At 72.3% G+C, this 21,640-nt stretch carries 16 protein-coding genes; 13 read left to right on the top strand and 3 right to left on the bottom strand.

The features are described from left to right. Positions 1-53: 53 nt before the first annotated feature. Positions 54-2,273, bottom strand: a complete 2,220-nt coding sequence (locus ACK4UM_RS09290; RefSeq protein WP_409798058.1) for a GumC family protein — start codon at positions 2,271-2,273, stop codon at positions 54-56. Positions 2,274-2,417: 144 nt separating this feature from the next. On the opposite strand from ACK4UM_RS09290, the gene ACK4UM_RS09285 reads away from it, so the two are divergent. Next, the gene (locus ACK4UM_RS09285; protein ID WP_409798056.1) at positions 2,418-3,293 is read left to right on the top strand and encodes a MurR/RpiR family transcriptional regulator; all 876 of its coding nucleotides are present in this window, start codon (positions 2,418-2,420) and stop codon (positions 3,291-3,293) included. Positions 3,294-3,313: 20 nt separating this feature from the next. Here ACK4UM_RS09285 and ACK4UM_RS09280 read toward each other — a convergent pair whose 3' ends face one another. After that, positions 3,314-3,886, bottom strand: coding sequence for a hemerythrin domain-containing protein (locus ACK4UM_RS09280; protein WP_409798054.1), 573 nt, complete (start codon positions 3,884-3,886; stop codon positions 3,314-3,316). A gap of 656 nt (positions 3,887-4,542) precedes the next feature. Here ACK4UM_RS09280 and ACK4UM_RS09275 point away from each other — a divergent pair. The 11 genes from ACK4UM_RS09275 to ACK4UM_RS09225 all read left to right on the top strand — a co-directional run bounded on the left by ACK4UM_RS09275 (position 4,543) and on the right by ACK4UM_RS09225 (position 18,883). Beyond that, positions 4,543-5,586 (top strand): GMP reductase, encoded by a 1,044-nt coding sequence (locus tag ACK4UM_RS09275; protein WP_409798052.1) that lies wholly within the window; start codon positions 4,543-4,545, stop codon positions 5,584-5,586. A gap of 55 nt (positions 5,587-5,641) precedes the next feature. Continuing rightward, positions 5,642-6,610 (top strand): alpha/beta fold hydrolase, encoded by a 969-nt coding sequence (locus ACK4UM_RS09270; RefSeq protein WP_409798051.1) that lies wholly within the window; start codon positions 5,642-5,644, stop codon positions 6,608-6,610. A 147-nt stretch (positions 6,611-6,757) separates the two neighbouring features. Then, positions 6,758-8,317, top strand: coding sequence for a phytoene desaturase family protein (gene crtI, locus ACK4UM_RS09265; RefSeq protein ID WP_409798049.1), 1,560 nt, complete (start codon positions 6,758-6,760; stop codon positions 8,315-8,317). 14 nt (positions 8,318-8,331) lie between these two features. After that, positions 8,332-8,808, top strand: a complete 477-nt coding sequence (locus tag ACK4UM_RS09260) for a DUF2141 domain-containing protein (RefSeq protein WP_409798047.1) — start codon at positions 8,332-8,334, stop codon at positions 8,806-8,808. Positions 8,809-8,823: 15 nt separating this feature from the next. Beyond that, on the top strand, positions 8,824-10,377 hold the full coding sequence (locus ACK4UM_RS09255; RefSeq protein ID WP_409798045.1) for a phytoene desaturase family protein: 1,554 nt from the start codon (positions 8,824-8,826) through the stop codon (positions 10,375-10,377). A gap of 347 nt (positions 10,378-10,724) precedes the next feature. Beyond that, a complete protein-coding gene (locus ACK4UM_RS09250; protein WP_409798043.1) occupies positions 10,725-11,588 on the top strand; it encodes a lysophospholipid acyltransferase family protein in 864 nt (287 codons plus the stop codon). Continuing rightward, complete coding sequence (locus ACK4UM_RS09245; RefSeq protein WP_409798041.1) at positions 11,585-12,697, top strand: glycosyltransferase; 1,113 nt, start codon at positions 11,585-11,587, stop codon at positions 12,695-12,697. Before ACK4UM_RS09250 ends, ACK4UM_RS09245 begins: the two co-directional genes overlap by 4 nt. A gap of 4 nt (positions 12,698-12,701) precedes the next feature. Continuing rightward, positions 12,702-14,384: a squalene/phytoene synthase family protein gene (locus tag ACK4UM_RS09240; protein ID WP_409798040.1), complete on the top strand. Its 1,683-nt coding sequence runs from the start codon at positions 12,702-12,704 to the stop codon at positions 14,382-14,384. After that, positions 14,381-15,667, top strand: a complete 1,287-nt coding sequence (locus ACK4UM_RS09235) for an FAD-dependent oxidoreductase (RefSeq protein WP_409798038.1) — start codon at positions 14,381-14,383, stop codon at positions 15,665-15,667. The genes ACK4UM_RS09240 and ACK4UM_RS09235 overlap by 4 nt, the downstream gene beginning before the upstream one ends. Then, positions 15,664-16,620 carry a 4-hydroxy-3-methylbut-2-enyl diphosphate reductase gene (ispH, locus tag ACK4UM_RS09230; RefSeq protein WP_409798036.1) on the top strand — a complete coding sequence of 319 codons (957 nt, stop codon included), beginning with the start codon at positions 15,664-15,666 and terminating at the stop codon, positions 16,618-16,620. Before ACK4UM_RS09235 ends, ispH begins: the two co-directional genes overlap by 4 nt. 76 nt (positions 16,621-16,696) lie before the next feature. After that, positions 16,697-18,883, top strand: a complete 2,187-nt coding sequence (locus tag ACK4UM_RS09225) for a DUF294 nucleotidyltransferase-like domain-containing protein (RefSeq protein WP_409798034.1) — start codon at positions 16,697-16,699, stop codon at positions 18,881-18,883. Positions 18,884-19,353: 470 nt separating this feature from the next. Here ACK4UM_RS09225 and ACK4UM_RS09220 read toward each other — a convergent pair whose 3' ends face one another. After that, positions 19,354-20,274, bottom strand: a complete 921-nt coding sequence (locus tag ACK4UM_RS09220; protein ID WP_409798032.1) for a hypothetical protein — start codon at positions 20,272-20,274, stop codon at positions 19,354-19,356. 217 nt (positions 20,275-20,491) lie between these two features. On the opposite strand from ACK4UM_RS09220, the gene ACK4UM_RS09215 reads away from it, so the two are divergent. Further along, on the top strand, positions 20,492-21,640 hold the full coding sequence (locus ACK4UM_RS09215) for an MFS transporter (RefSeq protein WP_409798030.1): 1,149 nt from the start codon (positions 20,492-20,494) through the stop codon (positions 21,638-21,640).

The raw sequence follows: 21,640 nt of genomic DNA, 5'->3' as shown, positions 1-21,640 counted from the left end.
TTCACGCCGACCGGGTGTAGCGCGGTTTTCCTTGCGGCACCGTTAGCGCGCCGTCATGCGGCCGCCTCGCCGCTGGAGGGGGACGCGCGGCCTTCCGCGGCGTCCTCCCCGGAGAGGGCGACGACGACGTCGGGCGCACCCGCCGCCCGCAGCGCCTGGTAGACCGCGACGAGATCGGGATCGTCCGGGCTCGTGCGCGCGGCGAGGATCGCCGTGTCGACCCGCTCGCCTACGAGCGCGAGGAGGGCCGGGTCCAGGGGATCGGCGAGGACGAGGAGGCTCGCCTCGTAGGTCTGGTCGAAGGCGCTGAGGGTGATCTCGAGCGCGTCCGCGATCTCGGGATCGGCGGGGTCGAGCGCGGGCTCGCCGGGGCCGATGCGGTGAAGGCGCGCGCCGGGGCTCGCGGCGATCGCCTCGAAGAAGCGCGCCTCGCCGGCGACGAGATCGGCGAGCCCGGCCGCATCCGTCGGTACGGTGCCGGGGGCCGCGTCGAGCGCGACGACGAGGACGGGGAGGCTGCCGGGCAGCTCGCGCGCGAGCGCCTCCGCGAGCCGCGCGGCCGAGATCGGATCGCCGACGGCCGCGCCGTCTTCGTCGCGACCGAGCGCGCAGACGAGCACCCGGCGGCCGCGCTCATCGACGTCGGCGCGCAGCATCCGCGCGACGAGGGCGGGGACGTCGACGCCGATCGCGGCGCGGCCGGGCTCGGAGGGCTGGCGGTCGCGGAGGAGACGTCGGCGCCCGGCAGGCCCGCCTTCCGGCGGATCGCCGTCGGGATCGGCGAGGGGCTCCACCGCGCCACGGGCGATCGCCGCGGGGGCGGGGCGGGCGGCGGGCTCGGGCAGCCGCGCCCGGGCGCCGTCGAACAGGAGGGCCTTGAGGAGCACGGTGCCGATCGCGAGCATCAGCGCCGTCGCGGTGGCGAGGATCAGGATCGGGCCCTTGCGCGGGAAGACGGGCTCGTCCGGCACCGCGGCGCGGGAGACGATCCGCGCGTCGGGCAGGGTCGCCTCGTCGGAATCGCGGGCGACGGCGTCGCGATAGCGGGCGAGGAAGACTTCGAGCTGCTCGCGCTCGGCCCGTGCCTCGCGCTCCAGCGCGCGCAGCTGCACCTCGTTCTCGTTGGCCTGCGAGGCGACGCCCATCTGCCGGTCGAGCGCCGCTTCGAGCGCCGTGACGCGCTCGCCCGCGAGCCGGGCCTCGCCCTCGAGCCCGCGCACGGTGCGCTCGGCGGCGCCGCGGATCTGCCCGTCGAGATCCGCGAGCTGGGCTTCGAGCGCGATGAGGCGCGGGTGCTGGGGCAGGAGGGTGCGGCTCTCGTTGGCGATCTGGGCGCGCAGGCTCACGCGCTGGGCGATCAGGCCTCGGACGAGGTCGTTGTTGACGACGTCGGGGATGTCGAAGGCGCGGCCCTGCGCGATCAGCTCGCGGATCAGGGCCGCGCGTGCGGCGGAATCCGATTGCTGGGTGCGCGCCGCGACGAGCTGGGCGTTCAGATTGTCGAGCTGCTGGCTCGTGAGCGTCACGTTGTTGGCGCCGACCAGGAGGCCGCGCCCCGCGCGAAAAGCCTCGACCCGCGCCTCCGCCTCGCGGACCTGCTCGCGCAGGCGGTCGATGTTCTGCGAGAGCCAGGTCGAGGCGCTGCGCGCGGTCTCGATCTTGGCGGCTTCCAGCGTCTCCAGATAGACCTCGGCGATGACGTTCGCCGCGCGCGCCGCGAGCTCGGGATCGGCGGAGCGGAACTCGATCGTGATCACCCGCGAGCGCGGCACGACGTAGACGAGGAGCCGCTCGTAATAGGCGCGCAGAACCCGCTCGACCGCCGCCTCCTCGCGGCCCGCGCCGCCGAGGCCGAGCATCATGCGCACGCGCGTGATCGGGTTCATCGGCCGCACGGTCGGGTCGAATTCGGGGTTGCCGACGAGGTCGAGCCTGCGCACCGCCTCGCGGGCGACGTCGCGGGAGCGGATCACCTGCACCTGGCTCGTGACGGCCTGTTCGTCGATGACGCGTGAGGTCTCGTCGGCGGTCGCGGCGATGGGGCGGGTGAAGCCGGTCTCGCGGCTCTCGAGAATCACCTGCGTCTCGCCGCGATAGCGCGGCTCGGCGGTGACCGCGAAGAGGAGGGCGCCGAGGGCGGCGAGCGCGGTGACGAGGAGAATCGCCTTCCAGCGGCGGGCGACCGCGAGGATCAGCTGCCCGAGATCGACGGTCTCGCTCTGCGGGCCGACGGAAGCGCCGGCCGTCGGCTCGTCGGTTCTCGTCACGGACATGGATACGCCTCTACCGCTCGCGATCGGGAGCACGGGGCGACTGTGTCCGATTAAGCTTGACGCGCGGTTAAGGGCCGGGCGAGGCACCCCCACCACCAGGGGCGCGCTTGTAACGGGTGTCCGCGCGCTCTACCGTCGCCGCCGATGCCCGAAATCCCGCTCGCCAGCACCATCCTGTCGCGTTTCGACGACCTTCCGCCGCAATTGCGGGCGGCGGCGCGCTTCGTCCTCGACTATCCCGAGGAGGTCGCGCTGCTGACCACCCGCGAGCAGGCGAAGCGCGCGGGCGTCTCGCCGGCGGCGCTGACGCGGCTCGCGCAGCGGCTCGGGCTCGACGGCTACGACGACGTGCGCCGGCAGCACGCGGAAGCGTTGCGCTCTCGCGGCGCGGGGATGCGCGGGCGGGCGCGCGATCTCGTCGCCGCGCGGCGCGAGGCGGGGGAGCCCGGCTTCACGCGCGCCTTCATCGAGGCCGGGGCGGAGAATCTCCACGCGCTCGCCCGCTCGGAGGAGAGCACCGCCGCGCTCGCCGCCGCCGCCGATCTCCTCGCGCGGGCGCGCACGATCTATTGCCTCGGCCGCCGCTCGAGCTTCGCGAGCGCCTTCCTCGCGAATTATCTCTTCGGCCTCCTCGGGCGCGCGAGCGTCCTCGTCGAGGGCCCCGGCGAAGGCGGCCTCGACCGGCTCGCCGCGATCGGCCCGCAGGACGTGCTCCTCGCCGTCTCGGTGCGGCCGAATGCGCGGCCGGTGCGGGAGGCGATGCGCTATGCCCGCGAGCGCGGCGCCCGGCTCGTCGCCGTCACCGACGGCCGCCACACGACGATCGCGCGGCTCGCGGACGTGGCGGTGCCGGTGCGCATCGAGACGCTCTCCTTCTTCCACGCGACGACGCCGACGCTCGCCGCGGTGGAGGCGCTCGCCGCGCTCGTCGCCGCCCGCCTCGGAGACGCCGCGCTCGAGGCGGTCGCCGAGAGCGAGGGCCGGCTCGCCCGCTTCGGCGCCTACGACGACGACGATTGAAGGCGCGCGCCGGCTGCCGCTCAGATCCCGAGGCCGGGCTCGGTGCGATCGAGGATCAGGGGGACGATCAGGTCCTCCTCGTCTTCGAGGTGGCGCAGGAGGCCGGCGAGCAGCCGATCGCTCTCGTCGGCATAGGCATCGGCGGCGCGCATCAGGGGATCGCCGGGCGCCGCCTGGAGGAGCGCGCCGGCACGCTCGGCGATGCACTCGAGCGCGTGGTGGATGCCGTCGTGGTCGCCCTCGAGCACGTCGAAGCCGCGCACGAGCCGCGCATCCGCCGCGCGGAAGAGCGGGAAATAGGCGTCGTCCTCGATGCGGTGATGCCCGTCGAGTTCGCCGAGGAAGAAGCGCAGCCGGGGCACGAACCAGGCCTTGTAGCGATCGGCCTCGACCCGCCCCTCGCGAAATTCGAGCGTCGCCCGCGAGAGCGCGCCGCCGAGTTCGCGGAACATGTCGTGCCGCTGCAGCCAGAACCGCGCGGTGGCGCCGAGATTGGGATGCGCCGGCCACACCTCCCGCGGGTACCGATCGAGCAGAACGCGCAGCTCCGGCGGCCATCCGACGCGCCGTGCCAGATCGAGATCGTCGCTCACAGGCCTCTCCGCTGCCTCGCCCCGCGCCGACATAGAGGCCCCGTGCCGCAGCGGCAAGGGCAACGGCGTCGCCTCTCCCCGCAGGGCTAGGAGGGTCGCGCATCGCGATCTGCGCATAGCCAGGGAGGACGAAGCGCCGCCCTTGTCCTTCCCCTCAGCGTTCGAGAATCTTTCTCCTAGAACCTCCCCGCCGTCATTCCGGGGCGCGAAGCGAGCCCGGAATCCAGACTCCCGACGTCGGGTCGAGCGCGCATGCGCGCTCGTTGCGCAACTTTAGGCAGCTCACGCGTCGAAGGACGCAGCCTATAGGCTGCTCATCAGACGTCGGGGTTCTGGATTCCGGGCTCGCTTCGCGCCCCGGAATGACGGGCGGGGAAAGATGCACGAGGTCTCGCCTCAGGGGAAGGAGAACGAGCGTCGTGTTTGCGTCGACGGCATGCAGGAACCACGAAGACCGTGGCTTGACGGATCATCTCCACCCGGGCCCCACCCGACCCCTGTCGCTTCGCTCCAGGGGCCACCCTCCCCTCCGGGGAGGGATTGTTGCCCTCGGCCGCGCGATCCCCTAACATGAGCCGCAATCCGAACAGATTGCGCGCGCGCAGGGCGGTTCTCGCATCGCCCGGCGGGCGCGCGCGTGCGCGGGAGGGAACGGAATGCGCATCGAGAACGATCCGAAGCTCGATTTCAAGGACGTGCTGATCCGGCCCAAGCGCTCGACGCTCGGCTCGCGCGCCGAGGTCGACATCACCCGCACGCTGCGCTTCATGCATACGGGCCGCAGCTGGACGGGCTTCCCGCTGATCGCGTCGAACATGGACGTGACGGGGACGATCGGCATGGCCCGCGCGCTCCACAAGCACGGGGCGATGGTGGCGCTGCACAAGCATTACCCCGCCGAGATGCTGATCGACTTCCTGCGCGCGCCGGAATCGGCCAACACCTTCTACGCGCTCGGCACGGCGGAGGCCGATTGGGACAAGCTCGCCGCGGTCAAGCGCCAGGTCGCGGTGCCGAACATCTGCCTCGATGTCGCCAACGGCTACACGGAAAAGTTCGTCGACATGGTCGCGCATGCGCGCGAGACGAACCCGGACGCGGTGATCATGGCCGGCAACGTCGTCACCGGCGACATGACCGAGGCGCTGATCCTCGCGGGCGCGGACATCGTCAAGGTCGGCATCGGGCCGGGCTCGGTGTGCACGACGCGCAAGATGACGGGGGTCGGCTATCCGCAGCTCTCGGCGACCATCGAATGCGCGGACGCGGCGCACGGGCTCAAGGGATTGGTTTGCGCCGACGGCGGCTGCACGGTGCCCGGCGACATCGCCAAGGCCTACGGCGCGGGCGCCGATTTCGTGATGCTCGGCGGCATGCTCGCCGGCCATGACGAATGCGAGGGCGAGCTCGTCCACGAGGTCCTGGACGGGGAGGAGCGCGCGACGAAGATGATCTTCTACGGCATGTCCTCGGACACGGCGATGAAGAAATATGCCGGCGGCGTCGCCGCCTACCGCGCCTCCGAGGGCAAGACCGTCGAGGTGCCCTATCGCGGCCCCGTCGACGCCACGATGCAGGAGATCATGGGCGGCGTGCGCTCGATGATGACCTATATCGGCGCGACGCGTCTGAAGGAGGTGCCCAAGCGGACCACCTTCGTGATGGTGGGGGCGCAGCTGAACACGGTGTTCGGGGGGTAGGGGAGCCCGGAACACCGCATCCCCCCCGGCGTTCGCCCTGCCGGAGGTGGAACCCATGCTGGAGATCGCGGCTGCGGCGGCGGGACTGGTCGCCGCGGGGGGCGGGGCGTCGGCGATCAAGGCCTATCTCGACGGGCGGCGGATCGAGACCGCGTCGCATCCGCCCCGCGGGCGCTTCGTCGAGATCGACGGTCTGCCGCTCCACGTCTGCGAGGCGGGTCCGCGCGACGCGCCGCCGGTGGTGCTCGTGCACGGCATCGGCGGATGCGTGGAGGATTTCATCGAGGGCGGGCTCGTCGACCATCTCGCGCGCGATTACCGGGTCTTCATGATGGATCGACCCGGCTACGGGCATTCGCCGCGCCCCGCCGGCCGCTTCGGCGTGCGCGAGCAGGTTCGGGTCCTGCGCAGGCTTCTCGCCCGCGAGACCATCCGCGCACCGCTCGTCGTCGGCCATTCCTACGGCGCGCTCGTCGCGTTGGCGCTCGTCCTCCATCCGAAGTCGGAGGTCGCGGGCGCGGTTCTCATGTCGGGCATGTATTATCCCGACGAGCGCCTCGCCACGAGCCTCCTCGCGCTGCCGACGGCGCCGCTGCTCGGACCGGCGCTGCTGTGGACGCTCGGCGCGCCGCTCGCGCGCCAGGCGGGTCCCCACCTGCGCGCGCGCAGCTTCGAGCCGCAGACGATCCCGCCCGCGCTCGCGGCGCGCTACCCGACGGCCTATGCCGAGCGTCCTTGGCAATTGCGCGCGCAGTTCGAGGAGGCGGCGTCGCTCGTGGCCGATACCGCCGCGCTCGCGCCGCTCTATCGCACCTGCAAGGTGCCGCTTGCGATCCTGCACGGGGACAGCGACCGCTCGATCGAGCCCGACCAGGCCGGGCGCCTCGCCGCGGCGATACCCCATGCGCGGCTGCGCCTGCTGGAGGGGCTCGGCCACATGACGCACGTCTTCGCCCACGAGGCGGTCCGCGAGGCGCTCGCGCCTGCGGCGCGCGAACGCGCGCTGCCTTCGCAGGTGCGGTGATCCTCCGCGCTCCGACCGACGTACACCTTGCATCCGACCGGCAGGTCGGCCCAATCTGCGCCGTGTACAGGGGTGCCAAAGAAGATGCGAAATCCGGAAGGGGGATCTCCGCAGCTGTCGGTGCGGGATGCGATCTCGTCGAGCGCGTTGAACGATCTCGAGGATGCCCGCGGGGCGCGGATCGCCATCGTCGGAGCCGGGCCGGGAGGCCTCGCCGCGGCGATGCTGCTGGCGCGCCAGGGCGCGCGCGTGACCTTGTTCGAGAAGGACCCCGTCGTCGGCGGCCGCACCAAGACGGTGACGGCGCCCGGCGGGTACAAGTTCGACATCGGCCCGACGTTCTTCCTCTATCCGCGCATCCTCGCCGAGATCTTCGAATTGTGCGGCGAGCGGCTGGCGGACCATGTCGACCTCGTCAAGCTCGACCCGCAATACCACGTCGTGTTCGAGGGCGGCGGCGACATCAAGGCGACGGCGAACGTCGAGCGCCTGGCCGCCGAGATCGCCAAGGTCGCGCCCGCGGACGCGCCGAACGTCCAGCGCTTCATGGCGGAGAACCGCAAGAAGCTCGAGCTCTTCCGGCCCGTGCTCGAGCAGGCCTTCGACAACCCGCTCGGCGTGATGTCGCCCGCGATGCTGCAGGCGCTGCCGATGATGCGCCCCTTCGCGAGCGTCGACGGCGATCTCAAGCGCTATTTCGCCGATCCGCGCGTGCGCCTCGCCTTCTCGTTCCAGACGAAATATCTGGGCATGTCGCCCTATCAATGCCCGTCGCTCTTCACGATCCTCTCCTTCCTCGAATACGAGCACGGCGTCTTCCACCCGATCGGCGGGTGCGGGGCGGTGTCGGAGGCGATGGCGAAGCTCGCGGCCGACATGGGCGTCGACATCCGGCTCTCGGCGGGCGTCGAGCGCGTCGTCTACGAGAACGGCCGCGCCTGCGGCGTCGAGGTGGACGGGCAGCGCATCGCGGCGGACGCGGTGGTGATCAACGGCGATTTCGCGCATGCCGCGCGCCGGCTCATCCCCGAGGAGCACCGCCCGCGCTGGAAGGACGCCAAGATCGACAAGGCGCGCCTCTCCTGCTCGACCTTCATGCTCTATCTCGGCCTCGAGGGCGAATTGCCCGATCTCGAGCACCACACGATCCTGCTCTCGGACGATTACGAGAACAACATCAACGAGATCTCCACCTGCCGGATGCCGACGAAGCCGTCGTTCTACGTCCAGAACGCCGCGCGCACCGACCCGTCCATGGCGCCGCAGGGCCATTCGAGCCTCTACGTGCTCGTGCCGGTGCCGAACCTGCGCTCGGGCACCGACTGGGCGGCCGAGACGCCGCGCTTCCGCGCGCAGGTGCTGGAGCGCCTGAAGGTGATCGGCCTCGACGACATCGAGAGCCGCATCCGCTACGAGCGGGTCATCACTCCGGCCGATTGGCAGGGCGAGTTCGCGGTCAACGAGGCGGCGACCTTCAACCTCGCCCACGATCTCGGCCAAATGCTCTATTTCCGCCCCCACAATCGGTTCGGCGGCGGCGTCTATCTCGTCGGCGGCGGCACGCATCCGGGCTCGGGCCTGCCTGTGATCTACGAGGGCGCGCGCATCACGGCGAAGCTGCTTCTGCAGGATCTCGCCGAGCGGCGCACGAGCCCCAAGCGCTCCCTGTTCCGGCGCAGGCCCGTCGCCGCCCCGGCGCAGGCGTGAAGAAAGAAGAACCCATGCTCTCCCGATACTCCCTCGCGGCGCTCGCGCTCCTCGCGAGCGCGGCCGGCGCGCAGGCGGCGACCCTCGTCGTGCGCGTCACCGACATCGAGGTCGGCCGCGGCCAGGTCTTCGTCGGCCTGTGCGATCGCGACCTCGTCCAGGAGCGCTGCCCGATCGGCCGCTTCGAGCGGGCCCGCAGCGCGACCATGAACTTCCGCTTCGACGGGCTCACTCCCGGCCGCTGGGCGGTCGCGGCCTACCAGGACATCAACGACAACGGCCGGCTCGACATGCAGCCGATCCTGTTCTGGGAGCTGCCGGCCGAGCCCTACGGGTTCTCCAACGACGTCGGCCGCTACGGCGTGCCGACCTTCAGCGGCGCGGCCTTCGATCTGCCGCCCGCGGGTGCTACGGTGGACGTGCGGCTCGCGCGCCTGCCGCTCGACGACGAAGCCGCCGTGCAGGATGCGATCCGGCGCCAGGGCCAGTAACCACAGGAGCGCGACGTGAGTGGGTCTACGAAGAAGGTGGCGGTGATCGGCGGCGGGCTCGGCGGTCTCGCGAGCGCCTGCGTCCTCGCCGCGCGGGGGCACGAGGTCGTGCTCTACGACAAGAACGCGTGGGTCGGCGGCAAGGCGGCGGTGCTGCACGAGGGCGGCTTCCGCTTCGACATGGGGCCGACCATCCTCACCGTGCCGCGCGTGCTGCACAAGATCTTCGCGGAGGCGAACCGCAAGGTCTCCGACTACATGGACCTCGTGCGGCTCGATCCGCAATGGCGCTGCTTCTTCGAGGACGGCAGCCGCGTCGACCTCGTCGAGAACGTCGACGCGATGGCGCAGACGATGGACACGTTCGCGCCCGGCAAGGGTGCGGGCGAGGGCTACAAGCGCTTCATCGCGCTCTCCGAGCACCTGCACGAGGTCTCCGAGAAGTTCTTCTTCTGGAAGCCGGTCGAGGATCTGTTCGACACGATGGATCTCGGCACCACCTTCAAGCCGGACACGCTGCGCGACGTGATGGCGCTGCGGATGGGCTCGTCGGTCGCAGGCACGATCCGCGCGCGGGTGAAGGACGAGCGCCTCTCGCAGATGCTCGACCATTTCACCCAATATGTCGGCTCGAACCCCTACGGCTCGCCCGCCGTGCTCTGCTCGATCGCGCATATGCAGGTGGCCGAGGGCATCTGGTATCCGATGGGCGGCACCCGCGCCTGCGCGGAGGGCCTCGCCAAGCTCGCGACCGATCTCGGCGCCAAGCTTCGTCCGAGCACGGACATCGTCGGCCTCGACATCGAGAGCGGGCGCGTCAAGGGCGTGCGGCTCGCGGACGGCACGGTCGAGGCCTGCGAGGCGGTCGTCTCCAACATGGACGCGATCCGCACCTATCGCGAGCTCGTCGGCGGCAAGGCCGCGGAGCGCTACGACCGCAAGGGCTTCGAGCCGGCCTGCTCGGGCGTCGTGCTCTATCTCGGGCTCAACAAGCGCTACGACCACCTTGCCCACCACGATTTCGTCTTCTCCCGCGATCCGGAGGAGGAGTTCGACTACATCTACGGCAAGGGCGAGCCGGCGCCGGACCCGACAGCCTATCTCGCCGCGCCCGCCGCGACCGATCCGTCCGTCGCGCCCGAGGGCGGGGAGGCGCTCTACGTCCTCGTCCACACGCCCTATCTGCGCCCGCATCACGACTGGTCGAAGATGTTCGCGCCCTATCGCGCCAAGATCATCGACAAGCTCAAGCGCACCGGCGGCATGGAGGACATCGAGGAGCGCATCGTCGTCGAGCGCCACCTCACGCCGCAGGACATCCACGAGCGCTACAAGGTGCTCAACGGCGCGATCTACGGGCTCGCGAGCCACGGCAAGTTCCTCGGCGCCTTCAAGCCGGGCAACCGCTCGCGCGACGTACAGGGCCTCTACCTCGCCGGCGGCGCGGCCCATCCGGGCCCTGGCATGCCGATGGTGATGATGTCCGGCTGGATCGCCGCCGACGCGCTCGACCAGGACGCCAAGAGCCCGGGCAGCGCCAAGAACCCCACCTTGCGCGCGGCGTCCTGACGCGGCCGCGACCTGCGCGAGCGCCGAGCGAGGCGCTTGCGCGGGTGAGGCATGCGCGGCAAGTTTTCGGCACCAATCCGACGGGTGTCATCCCGGGCCGCGAAGCGGACCCGGGACCCATACCCTCGACGCTCGATCGAGCGCGCATGCCGCGCTCGCTCCACGACATCGCCGAATGCGGCGTCGTCGAAACGCAGCCTACAGGCTGCGAACCAGCGTCGAGGGTATGGGTCCCGGATCGCCTTCGGCGTCCGGGATGACAGCCTTGAGATCGCCTCGTCGCATCCGAGGGGACGAGGTGTCGGTCGAACGACGTTTGTTGAAGTCACTGCGTATCGGGAGCGGTCATGAGCGACGTGACGGGGCGGCTCGCGAAGGTGTCGCGGCTCGCCGAGAAGCTGCCGGAGGGGGAGCGGCCGACGCGCTTGCGCGATCCGCGGCGGCTTGCCTTCTTCACCGCCTATTTCCGGCGCTACTTCAAGCGTCACATGAACGCGTTGCGGGTACCCCTCTGGGGCGAGCCGCAGATCGCCGACGAGCCCCGCCCGCTCGTCTTCTACACCAATCACCCCGCCTGGTGGGACGCGGCGACCTACATGATCGTCGGCGACCATTATTTCCGCGCGCGCCAGAGCTACGCGCCGATCGATGCCGAGATGCTCGCCGCCTACGGCTTCATGAAGCGGATCGGCGCCTATGGCGTCGATCTCGAGACGCCCAAGGGCGCCGCCGCCTTCCTCGCGGCCTCCGCCGACATCCTGGCGCACGACGACGCGGCGATCTGGGTCGCGGCGCAGGGGCGCTTCGTCGACGTGCGCGAGCGCCCCGTGGGCCTGCGCCCGGGCATCGCCCGCCTGCCGGAACTCGCGCCGCACGCGCTCTTCGTCCCGGTCGCGATCGAATATTCCTTCTGGGAGCAGCGCGGGGCGGAGGCCTTCATCGCCTTCGGCACGCCCGAGACCGGCGAGAGCCTCCTCGCGCTCCCCCGCGAGGCGCGCCGCGCGGCGCTCGACGAGCGGCTCGGCCACCTGCTCGACCGGCTCTCGGCGGACGTGCGCAGCCGCGACCCCGCGCGTTTCCACGCGATCCTCGACGGCAAGGCGGGGGTCGGCGGCATCTACGAGGCCTGGAAGCGGTTGCTCGCCGCCATCAAGGGCGAGCGCTTCGAGGCCGCGCACGGCAAGCGGCCGCAGCCGCGGAGGGTCGGATGACGTTTCTCGCCTGGATCGCCGTTCTCCTCGCCGCGCTCTCGGCGGGCCTCGCCGCGGCCAATCTCAAGCTCGCCCGCACGCCGGCCGCGCGCCCCGCGCCGGAGGGCACGCTCGTCTCCGTGCTGATCCCCGCCCGCGACGAGGAAGCCAATATCGGCGCGGCGGTCGAAGCCGCGCTCGCGAGCCGGGACGTCGCGGTCGAGGTCGTCGTGATGGACGACGGCTCGACCGATCGCACGCCGGAGATCGTCGAGCGGCTCGCCGCGCGCGATTCCCGCGTGCGCCTCGCCCGCTGCCCGCCGCTGCCGGAGGGCTGGACGGGCAAGGTCCATGCCTGCCAGCGCCTCGCGGACGAAGCGCGCGGCACGCATCTCCTCTTCGTCGATGCCGACGTGCGCCTCGCCCCCGATGCCGCCGCCGCCCTCGTCGCGCACCAGGCCGACAACGGGCTCGCGCTCGTGAGCGCCGTGCCGCGCCAGATCATGAAGGGGCCGGGCGAGCTCCTCACGGTGCCGATGATCAATTTCCTGATGCTCGGCTATCTGCCCTTCGCGCTGATGCGCAAGCGCCCCGATCGCGGGCTCGGCGCGGCCTGCGGGCAATTGATGTTCTTCGAGCGGGGCGCCTACGACGCCATCGGCGGCCACGGCTCGATCCGCCATCTCCTGCACGACGGCATCCAGCTCGCGCGCCGCTTGCGCGACGAGGGGCGGATGACGGACGTCGTCGCGGGTGCCGAACTCGCCACCTGCCGGATGTACGAGCGCTTCGATCAGGCCTGGGCGGGTTTCGTCAAGAACGCGCACGAGGGCATGGCGAATTGGCGCCAGCTCCCTGTGTGGACCGTGCTCCTCGGCCTCGGCCACGTGCTGCCGCCGATCCTCGTCCTCCTCGCGCTGATGGGCATCGGCTCGCTCCTGCCGGCGCTCCTCGCGCTCGCGCTCTCGCTCGGCACGCGCGCCGCGATCACGCGGGCGACGGGGGAGAGCCTGTGGACGATCCCGCTCCACCCGGCGACCGTGGCCGTCGGGCTTGCGATCCAATGGGCGTCTTTGCTCGGCCTCGCAGGACGCGCCGGTTGGAAGGGACGCGTCTATCCGGCACAATGAGCGCATGACGCCCGATCTCGCGGCCGACGCGCCGACCAAGACCCATCGCGACGAGAACTTTCCCGTCGCCTCCCGCCTGATCGCGCGGCCTCTGCGCGCGCCGGTGCTCGCCTTCTACCGCTTCGTGCGCGCCGCCGACGACGTCGCCGATTCGCCCGACCTCGCCCCCGAGGCGAAGCGCGCGCGGCTCGACGCCATGGAGCGTGCGCTCCGGGCCGGCGACCCGGGAGAGCCCCTCGCCGCCGCGCTCCACGCCGCCGATCGCCGCTTCGGCGCCGGGATCGAGCAGGCCTGCCGGCTCCTCGACGCCTTCCGCCAGGACGCGGTGAAGAGCCGCTATGCCGATTGGGACGAGCTCCTCGCCTATTGCCGGCTCTCGGCCGAGCCCGTCGGGCGATTCCTGCTTCGCCTCCATGGCGAGAGCGCGCGGGCGGATGCCTCGGCGGACGCGCTCTGCAGCGCGCTCCAGATCCTCAACCATCTGCAGGATCTCGTGAAGGACCGCGACGCGCTCGATCGGATCTACCTCCCCGAGCCCTGGCTCGCGGAGGCCGGAGGGGAGGGCGCCTTCTTCGATCCCGCCGACGAGCGCGCCGCCCGCGCCCGCCGCGCGCTCGTCGACGCCGCGCTCGACCGCACCGACGATCTCCTCGACCGCGCGGCCGATCTTCCCGCGCGCGTCTCGAGCCGCCGTCTCGCCGCCGAGAGCGCGGTGACGATCGCGCTCGCGCGGCGTCTGACCGCGAAGCTGCGCCGGGCGGATCCGGTCGCGACGCGGGTGGCGCTCTCCAAACGCGATTTCGCGCTCGCCTTTTCCGGTGTCCCGCTGGCGCTCGCGCGACGCGGCGCGAGCGACCGGGCGGTGGTCTCGCGGATCGTCGCGGGCTCGGGCTCCTCGTTCAAGCTCGGCATGGCGGCGCAATCGCCCGCGCGCCGCCGCGCGCAGCACGCGGTCTACGCCTTCTGCCGGGTCATCGACGACATCGCCGACGGCGCGGCGCCGCTTTCCGAAAAACGGGTCTTCCTCGATGTGTGGCGGCGCGAGATAGGCGCGCTCCCGGACGCGCCGACGCATCCGATCGGCCGCGAGCTCGCCCACGCGATGCGCGCCTTCGATCTGCCGGCGGAAGAATTCTTCGCGCTCCTCGACGGCATGGAGAGCGACGCGCTGCCGCGCGTGCGCATCGCGGACGAGGCGGGGCTCGACCTCTATTGCCGGCGCGTCGCGGGGGCGGTCGGCGCGCTTTCGATCCGCATCTTCGGCGCCCCGCACGCCCACGACTTCGCCCTCGTGCTCGGGCGCGCGCTGCAGATCGTCAATATCCTGCGCGACATCGACGAGGACGCGGCGATCGAGCGCGTCTACGTGCCGCTCACCCGCCTCGCCGCGCTCGGCATCCCAGCGGGCGAGGACGTGCCTGCGGCCGCGATCGTGACCGATCCGCGCTTTCCCCGCGCCTGCGAGGATCTGGCGGCGGAGGCGCGGGCGGGTTTCGCGCAAGCCGATCGGATGCTCGCCGGGCTCGACCGGCGCACGCTCAAGCCGGCGATCCTGATGATGGAGGGCTACCGCGCGCTCTTCCACAAGCTCGAGGCCCGCGGTTTCGCGCAGCGCGGCCCGCGCATGCGGCTGTCGAAACGCGAGAAGGCGCGGCTCGTCCTTTCGAGCCTGCGGAGCGCACCGTGAGCGCCGGGCGGCGCCTGCACGTCGTCGGCGCGGGCGTCGCGGGGCTCGCTGCGGCGCTCACCGCGCGCGATGCCGGGGCGGAGGTCGCCCTCTACGAAGCCGCGCCGCAGCCCGGCGGGCGCTGCCGCACGATCGTGCCGGCGACCGGCTTCCGCTACGACAATGGCACCCACGCCCTCGTCGGCGCCAATCCGCGCGCGCTCGCCCTCCTGTCGCGGGTCGGCGCGCGGGAGCGCTGGATCGAGCCGGAGCCGGAGGGTTTGCCGGTCTACGATGCCCGCGACGGGACGCTCTCGCGCGTCGCGCTCTCGCCGGCGGGATGGTGGCGGCGGGATCGGCGCCCGCCGGGGCTCGGCTTCGCCGACCTGCCGCGCCTCGCCCGCCTCGCGCTGCCGCTCGCCGACCGTCCGATCGGCCCGCTCTTCGCCGGTCGCCCGCTGCTCGAGGGCTTCGTCGAGCCGCTCACCGTCGCCGTCCTCAACACGCCCGTCGCGATCGCCTCCTCGGCGAAGCTCGGGCGGGCGCTGCGGCGGGTGGTGCGGCCCGGCGGCGCGCGGCTCTACGTGGCGCGGACGGGGCTCGGGCCGGATCTCGTCGAGCCCGCCTTCGCAGCGCTTGCGGCCGGCGGCGCCGTGGCGCGCACCGGGGCGCGGCTCAAGGCGATCGAGACGCGAGCGGGTCGCGTCTCGGCGCTCGTCTTCGGCGAGGCGCGGATCGCGATCGGGGAGGGGGAGGGCGTCGTCCTCGCGCTGCCGCCCGCCGAGGTCGCGCGGCTCCTGCCCGGTCTCGACGTGCCGGACGCCTACGAGCCGATCCTCAACGTGCATGTCGGTCTCGCGTCCGGGCCCGCGACGCCGCGCTTCGTCGGCCTCGTCGGCACGTTCTCGCAATGGGTCCTCGTGCGCGAGGACCACCTCTCCGTCACCGTCTCGGCGGCGGGCGAGGCAAAGACGGGCGATCCGGAGGGGCTCGTCGCGCGTATTCTCGGCGAGATCGCCCCTGCGCTCGCCGCGGCGGGCGTCGCGACGGGCGAGTACGGGGAGGCGCGGGTGGTGAAGGAGAAGCGGGCGACGATCCGCCAAGTTGCCGGCGCCGGGCCCGTCCGCGCGCGCGCGGGCGTCGGAGGGCTCGCGCTCGCGGGCGATTGGCTGAGCCCCCTTCCCGCCACCATCGAGGCCGCGATCGCGAGCGGCGAGGCCGCCGCGCACGCTCTGCTGCGGGATCTCCCCGCCCGCGCACGCACGCCGCTGCCTGCGCTCGACGCCGCGGAGCGCGCCCCGTGACGGCCCCCGCGGAGAAGCCACCGCTCACGGTGCTCCTCGCCGCCCCGCGCGGCTTCTGCGCCGGGGTCGAGCGCGCGATCGAGGCGGTGGAGGCGGCGCGCGCGGCGACCGATCGGCCGGTCTATGTCCGCCACGAGATCGTCCACAACGGCCGCGTCGTGCGCGCGCTCGAGGAGACGGGCGTCGTCTTCGTGGACGAGGTCGCCGCGATCCCGGACGGTGCCGTCACGATCTTCTCCGCTCATGGCGTCTCCCGCGCGGTCGAACAGGAGGCCGCCGCGCGCGGGCTCGACGTGATCGACGCGACCTGCCCGCTCGTGCGCCGCGTGCACACGGAAGGCCGCCGCCACGTCGCCGACGGGCGCACGCTGATCGTCATCGGGCACCGCGACCATGTCGAGGTCGAGGGGCTCGTCGGCCAGGTGGACGGGGCGGTGCACGTCGTCGAGAGCGTCGAGGAAGCGCGCATGCTCGCGATACCCGATCCCGAGCGCCTCGCCTACGTCACGCAGACGACGCTCTCGGTCGACGACACGCGCGACATCATCGCCGCGCTCAAGGCGCGCTTCCCCACGATCGTCGGGCCCGACCTCAAGACGATCTGCTACGCGACGCAGAACCGCCAGGCGGCCCTGCGCAGCATCGCCGCGCGGGCCGAGCGCGTCATCGTCTGCGGCGCGCGCAATTCCTCGAACACGAACCGCCTGGCCGAGCTCGCCCGCGTCCTCGGCCGCCCGGCGCTCCTCGTCGAGGATGCGGGGGAGATCGGCGAGGATTTCGTCGCGGGCGTCTCGACGATCGGGCTCACCTCCGGCGCCTCCGCTCCCGAAGCGCTCGTGCAGGAGGCGCTCGCGCGGCTCGCCCATTGGCGGCGGCTCGACCTCGAGGAGATCCGCGTGACGCAGGAGAGCGTCCGCTTCGCTCCCGTCGATCTCGGCGCGCTCGCGGGCTGAACGCCCGCAAGCAATTCGCAACGGATCGGCGCTACGCTGTCTTTCGCGTCCACAGGGACGTCCGAGGAGGCCAGCCATGAGCCGCATCGAGCATCGGCCGGTGGTCACGACACTCGAGCAGCTCGATTTCGTCGTCGTCGATCTCGAGACGACGGGCCTCGACGTGCGGCGCGATCGCATCGTCCAGATCGGGGCCGTGCGGATGCGCGGGGCGCGGATCGCGCATGAGGAGACGTTCTCGACGCGGGTCGACCCGCAAATGCCGATCCCGGCGCTGGCGAGCCGCATCCACGGCCTCTGCGACGCGGACGTCGCGGGCGCGCCGCCGATCGCGGAGGCCCTGCCCCAGCTCCTCGCCTTCCTCGGCGACCAGATCGTCATCGGCCACGCCGTTGGCTTCGATCTCGCCGTCCTGCGCCACGAGGCCGCCCGCGTCGGCGTCGAGTGGCGCGAGCCGCGCGCGCTCGACGTCGGCCTGCTCGCGGCGGCGCTCGATTCGAAGCGCGTCGATCCCTCCCTCGACGATCTCGCGCACGCGCTCGACATTCCGCTGGAGGGCCGCAACACGGCGCTCGGCGACGCGATCGCGACCGCGCAGGTCTTCGCCGGCCTGTTTCCGGAGCTGCGCGCGGCGGGCGTGCGGACGCTGCCGCAGGCGGAGGCGCTGGCGCGACGCCCGCGCGGCCTCGTCGCCCGGCAGGAGGAGGCGGGCTGGCACGACCGACCGGATTCGAAGCCCGATTTCGCCGATGCCGCCATCCGCCGCGGCGCCGCGCGCGCGATCGACGGATTCCTCTACCGCCACCGCCTCGCCGACGTGATGTCCTCCCCGCCGCTCTCGATCGATCGCGAGAGCACGCTCGCGGAGGCGGCGGCGCGGATGAAGACGGCGGGGATCGGCTGCCTGATCGTCGAGCCGCTCGTCGCGGGCAAGGCCGGCATCGTCACGGAGCGCGACGTCCTGCGCGCACTCGGCGCCCATGGCGCCGCCGCGGCCGATCTTCCCGTCGCGGCGGTGATGAGCGCGCCGGTGATCGCGGCCTCGGGGGACACGCTCCTGTTCCGGGCGCTCGGGGGCATGGCGCGGCGCAACCTGCGTTATCTCGCGGTGACCGCGCCGGACGGGCGCATCGACGGCGTCTTCACCCTGCGCACCCTCCTGCGCGAGCGCGCGCTCGCGACGCTCACCGTCGGCGACGAGATCGCCGCCGCGCGCAGCCCCGCCGATCTCGCGGGCGCCCATCACGCGCTCGCCCCGCTCGCCGCCTCGCTGATGGCGGACGCGATGACGGCACCCGAGATCGCGGCGGTGATCTCCGCCGAGATCGTCGCGATGACGGCGAAGGCGGCCGAGCTCGCCGAAGCCGAGCTCGTCGCCGCGGGAGCCGGGCGCGCCCCCGCGCCGTGGTGCCTCCTCGTGCTCGGCTCGGCCGGGCGCGGCGAGTGCCTGCTCGCCCCCGACCAGGACAATGCGCTCGTGATCGACGACCGCTATCGCGGCGATCTCGACGACGAGGCGGACTGGTTCGCGCGCTTCGGCGCGCGGGTGAGCGCGATCCTCGCGGAGGCGGGCGTGCCGCTCTGCAAGGGCGGCGTGATGGCGAGCGAGCGCAAGTTCCGCCGCCGCCTCTCGGAATGGGGCGAGGCGATCGCTGCCTGGGTGGCGCACCCGGAGCCGGAGGCGCTTCTGGACGTCGACACCTTCTACGATTTCGCCCCGGCCGCGACCTCGGACGCCGCCGGCGCGCATCTCGCCCACGTGCTGCGCGAGATCGCGACGCAGGCCGCGCGGGCGGCGCCGGGGCTCGCGCGCACGCTGGGCGCCCAGGCGATGGGCCGGCGCGCGCCGCTCGGCCTCCTCGGCGGCATCCGCACCGACGAGGCGGGCCGGGTCGACCTGAAGGCGGGCGCGCTCGCGCCGATCACGGCCGGCGCCCGCGCCATGGCGTTGCGCCACGGCATTCCCGCGCGCGCGACGCCGGAACGGCTCCTCGCGGCGACGCGCGCCGCCGGCACCGGCGCGGCGGATGCCCGGCTCCTCGCCGACATCCACGCCTTCGTCTCGCGCCTCGTGATCGCCCAGCAGATCGCCGACGTCTCCGCCGGCCGCCGCCCGAGCGCCAAGGTCGACCTCAAGGCGCTCGAGCCCGCCGAACGGGAGCGGCTGCGCGAGGCGCTCGGCCATGTCGACCTGATCGGCGAGATCACCCGCACCGTCCTCGCCGCGAGCGCGGCGAAGGGGCAGGAGTTCGTGGCGGGGTGAGGGGCGGGACGACGGAGTAGTCTCGATTCCTCCACGCCCGTCATTCCGGGGCGCGAAGCGAGCCCGGAATCCAGACTCCCGACATCGGGTCGAGCGCGCATGCGCGCTCGCTCTCCACCTGCAGGCGATTGATCGATGCGTCGAGGGACGCAGCCTATAGGCTGCTATTCCGAGGTGGGGAATCTGGGTTCCGGGCTCGCTTCGCGCCCCGGAATGACGGGGGTGGGGGATTCCCGAACGCTCAGAGCTTGAAAATCTCTCGTTGCGGTGTCATCCCGGACGCCAAAGGCGATCCGGGACCCAGAACCACGACGTGTCAGTCGCAGCCTGTAGGCTGCGTTTCTCCGACGGAAGCTGCCCAAATGTAGCGGAACGAGCGCGGCATGCGCGCTCGGACTTGTCGTCGAGGGTATGGGTCCCGGGTCCGCTTCGCGGCCCGGGATGACAACCTCCGAAAGATTCACAGGCGCTCAGCTGAAGCGCACGAGCTTCTCGCGGACGGGGAGGGCGTCGATGTCGGCGAAGGCGCCGAGATCGAGCTCCTCCTGAACCGCGATCTCCTCCTCAGCCGGCTGCTCGGCGACGTCCTCCACCGCCTCCTCCGCGGACGCCTCGGCCAGCGGCTCGGTCCAGGCGATCGGCTCGGCGGGGAGATCGTCGACGGGGGCCGGTTCGACCACCTCGATCGCGAAGGGCGTCGCCTCGACGATCAGGGCGTCGTCGATGGCGGTCTGGTCGAGGCCGTTGAAGACGTCGAGCTTGGCGGAGAGGTGCGGCTCGCCCTCGTCCTGCGCGTCGAGATCCCCGGCGTCCGCGCCCCAGACGTCGATCATCGCGTTGATGCGCCCCTCGAGGAAGCGCAGCGTCTCGATGATGCGGCGGGTGCGCTGGGCGGTGAGGTCCTGGAAGGAGCAGGAGGTGTAGATCTCGGTCGCGCGCCGGTCGAGCTCGTCGCACAGATCGGCGCGAGCGCCGTCCTCGCGCAGGGTCCAGGCGGCCTCCTGCACGTGTTCGGCGGCTTCGAGGATGTCGGTCGTCGCGCGCTCCGTCGTGCGCACGATCCCGTCGAGCGCCTCGGAGGCGACGCCGAGATCGGTGGGCGTGCCCTCGGCGGGGCGGATCGAGGCGATCTCGCGCTTGGTGACGGTGATGGCCCGCGCCATCTCGACGAGGTCGAAGCGCAGGCGATCGAGATCGACGATCTCGCGCTCGGAACGAACGGCGTTCTCGAGCCGGCCGATGGCTTCGAGGAGCATGCCGGTGTCGGCGGTGCGGTTGCGGCGCGCGTATTCGGCGAGGAACCAGCGTCCGCGCTGCGTCTCCATCACGGCCGCCTCGATGGCCTCGTAATCGGCCTCGTCGATCGGGGTGAGGGCTTTCGACTCGTTCATGCGGGGGGCGACCTCGGGTCTCGAATCGCGGGACGGCTCCGAGGTCGACCTTCGCCCACGAGGCGTTGAGGACCCCTTACCGAAGGGCACGATCAACGCGCAATTCGGCGAAAAGGTGAAGCTCGGGTCACCGAACGCGGTCGCATTCGCGGCATCGGGCGCGCGTGCTATAGGGAGAGCCCGCCGCCGCATCCCGCGCGATTCCCTCCGGCTCTCGATGTCCCTGCCGCTCTCCGTCCGCCTCGCGGCGCTCTCGGCCACGGCTTTCGCCGGGATCGGCATCGCCATGCCCTATCTGCCGGTCTGGCTCGAGAGCCGCGGCGTCGCGGCGAGCCTGATCGGGCTCTTCGTCGCGCTGCCGACGCTCGCGCGCATCGTCGCCGCCCCGCCGCTCTTGGGGCTCACCGATCGCGGGGTCTCCGCGCGTCGGCTGATCGTGTGCGCGCAGCTCGGGGTCGCGGCGGCCTATGCCGCCCTCGTCGCCGCGCCCGACCCGCTCGTGATCGCGCTCGTCGTGATCGCGGCGGCGATCGCGCAGGCGCCGATCGTGCCCGCGAGCGAGCTCGTGACGACGGACGCCGTGCGCGAGCATCGCGGCATCGATTACGGGCGCATCCGCATCTTCGGCTCGCTCGCCTTCCTCGCCACGACGATCCTGATGGGCTGGCTGCTCGAGGCGCTGCCGCCGGACGCGATCCCGATCGGCGTCGCGGCGCTCGCGCTCGTCGGCGCCCTCGTGGGGCTCGGCGCGCCCGCCACCTCCTCGGAGCGCGACACGGGCGTGGGGGCGACGGCGCGGACGCCCCGTCTGCCGCGCCCGCTCGTCCTCGCCATCGCCGCCGCCGCGATGGTCCAGGCGAGCCATGCGGGCGTCTACGCCTACGGCACGCTGCACTGGAAGGGGCTCGGCTTTCCGGGGCTCGCGGTCGGCTGGCTGTGGGCGGTGGGGGTGATCGCGGAGATCCTCCTCTTCGTGCTGGTGGGCCGGCAGGTGGGGAAGGTCGGCGGCTTCGGGCTGATCGTGATCGGCGGCCTCGCCGCCTTCCTGCGCTTCGGCGGCCTCGCGCTCGATCCGGGGCTCGGCGCGACCTTCCTCCTGCAGGCGCTCCACGGGCTCTCCTTCGGTGCGACGCATCTCGGCGCGATGGCGGCGATCGTGGCGCTCGCCCCGCCCGGGACGCGCGGGCGCGCGCAGGGCGCGCTCGCCGGCGCCTCGGCGCTCGCCATGTCCTTGGCGATGGTCGCGTGCGGGCCGCTCTACGCGGCGGGAGGCAGCCTCGCCTTCCTCGCGGTCGCGCCGCTCGGCCTCATGGGCGCGGCGATCGCCTGGCGCGCGAGTGCGGGTCGGCGATTGACGCAATCGTAA

This window comes from Salinarimonas sp. (assembly GCF_046292825.1).
GTDB lineage: Bacteria > Pseudomonadota > Alphaproteobacteria > Rhizobiales > Beijerinckiaceae > Salinarimonas.
Note: the sequence above shows the minus strand (reverse complement) of the source record. Positions and strands in the feature narration are given on the sequence as shown.

Coding starts and splice junctions, on each gene's coding strand:
- ACK4UM_RS09290 (WP_409798058.1), bottom strand. CDS start 2,273: ATGTCCGTGACGAGAACCGACGAGCCGACGGCCGGCGCTTCCGTCGGC.
- ACK4UM_RS09285 (WP_409798056.1), top strand. CDS start 2,418: ATGCCCGAAATCCCGCTCGCCAGCACCATCCTGTCGCGTTTCGACGAC.
- ACK4UM_RS09275 (WP_409798052.1), top strand. CDS start 4,543: ATGCGCATCGAGAACGATCCGAAGCTCGATTTCAAGGACGTGCTGATC.
- ACK4UM_RS09270 (WP_409798051.1), top strand. CDS start 5,642: ATGCTGGAGATCGCGGCTGCGGCGGCGGGACTGGTCGCCGCGGGGGGC.
- ACK4UM_RS09260 (WP_409798047.1), top strand. CDS start 8,332: ATGCTCTCCCGATACTCCCTCGCGGCGCTCGCGCTCCTCGCGAGCGCG.
- ACK4UM_RS09250 (WP_409798043.1), top strand. CDS start 10,725: ATGAGCGACGTGACGGGGCGGCTCGCGAAGGTGTCGCGGCTCGCCGAG.
- ACK4UM_RS09245 (WP_409798041.1), top strand. CDS start 11,585: ATGACGTTTCTCGCCTGGATCGCCGTTCTCCTCGCCGCGCTCTCGGCG.
- ACK4UM_RS09240 (WP_409798040.1), top strand. CDS start 12,702: ATGACGCCCGATCTCGCGGCCGACGCGCCGACCAAGACCCATCGCGAC.
- ACK4UM_RS09225 (WP_409798034.1), top strand. CDS start 16,697: ATGAGCCGCATCGAGCATCGGCCGGTGGTCACGACACTCGAGCAGCTC.
- ACK4UM_RS09220 (WP_409798032.1), bottom strand. CDS start 20,274: ATGAACGAGTCGAAAGCCCTCACCCCGATCGACGAGGCCGATTACGAG.
- ACK4UM_RS09215 (WP_409798030.1), top strand. CDS start 20,492: ATGTCCCTGCCGCTCTCCGTCCGCCTCGCGGCGCTCTCGGCCACGGCT.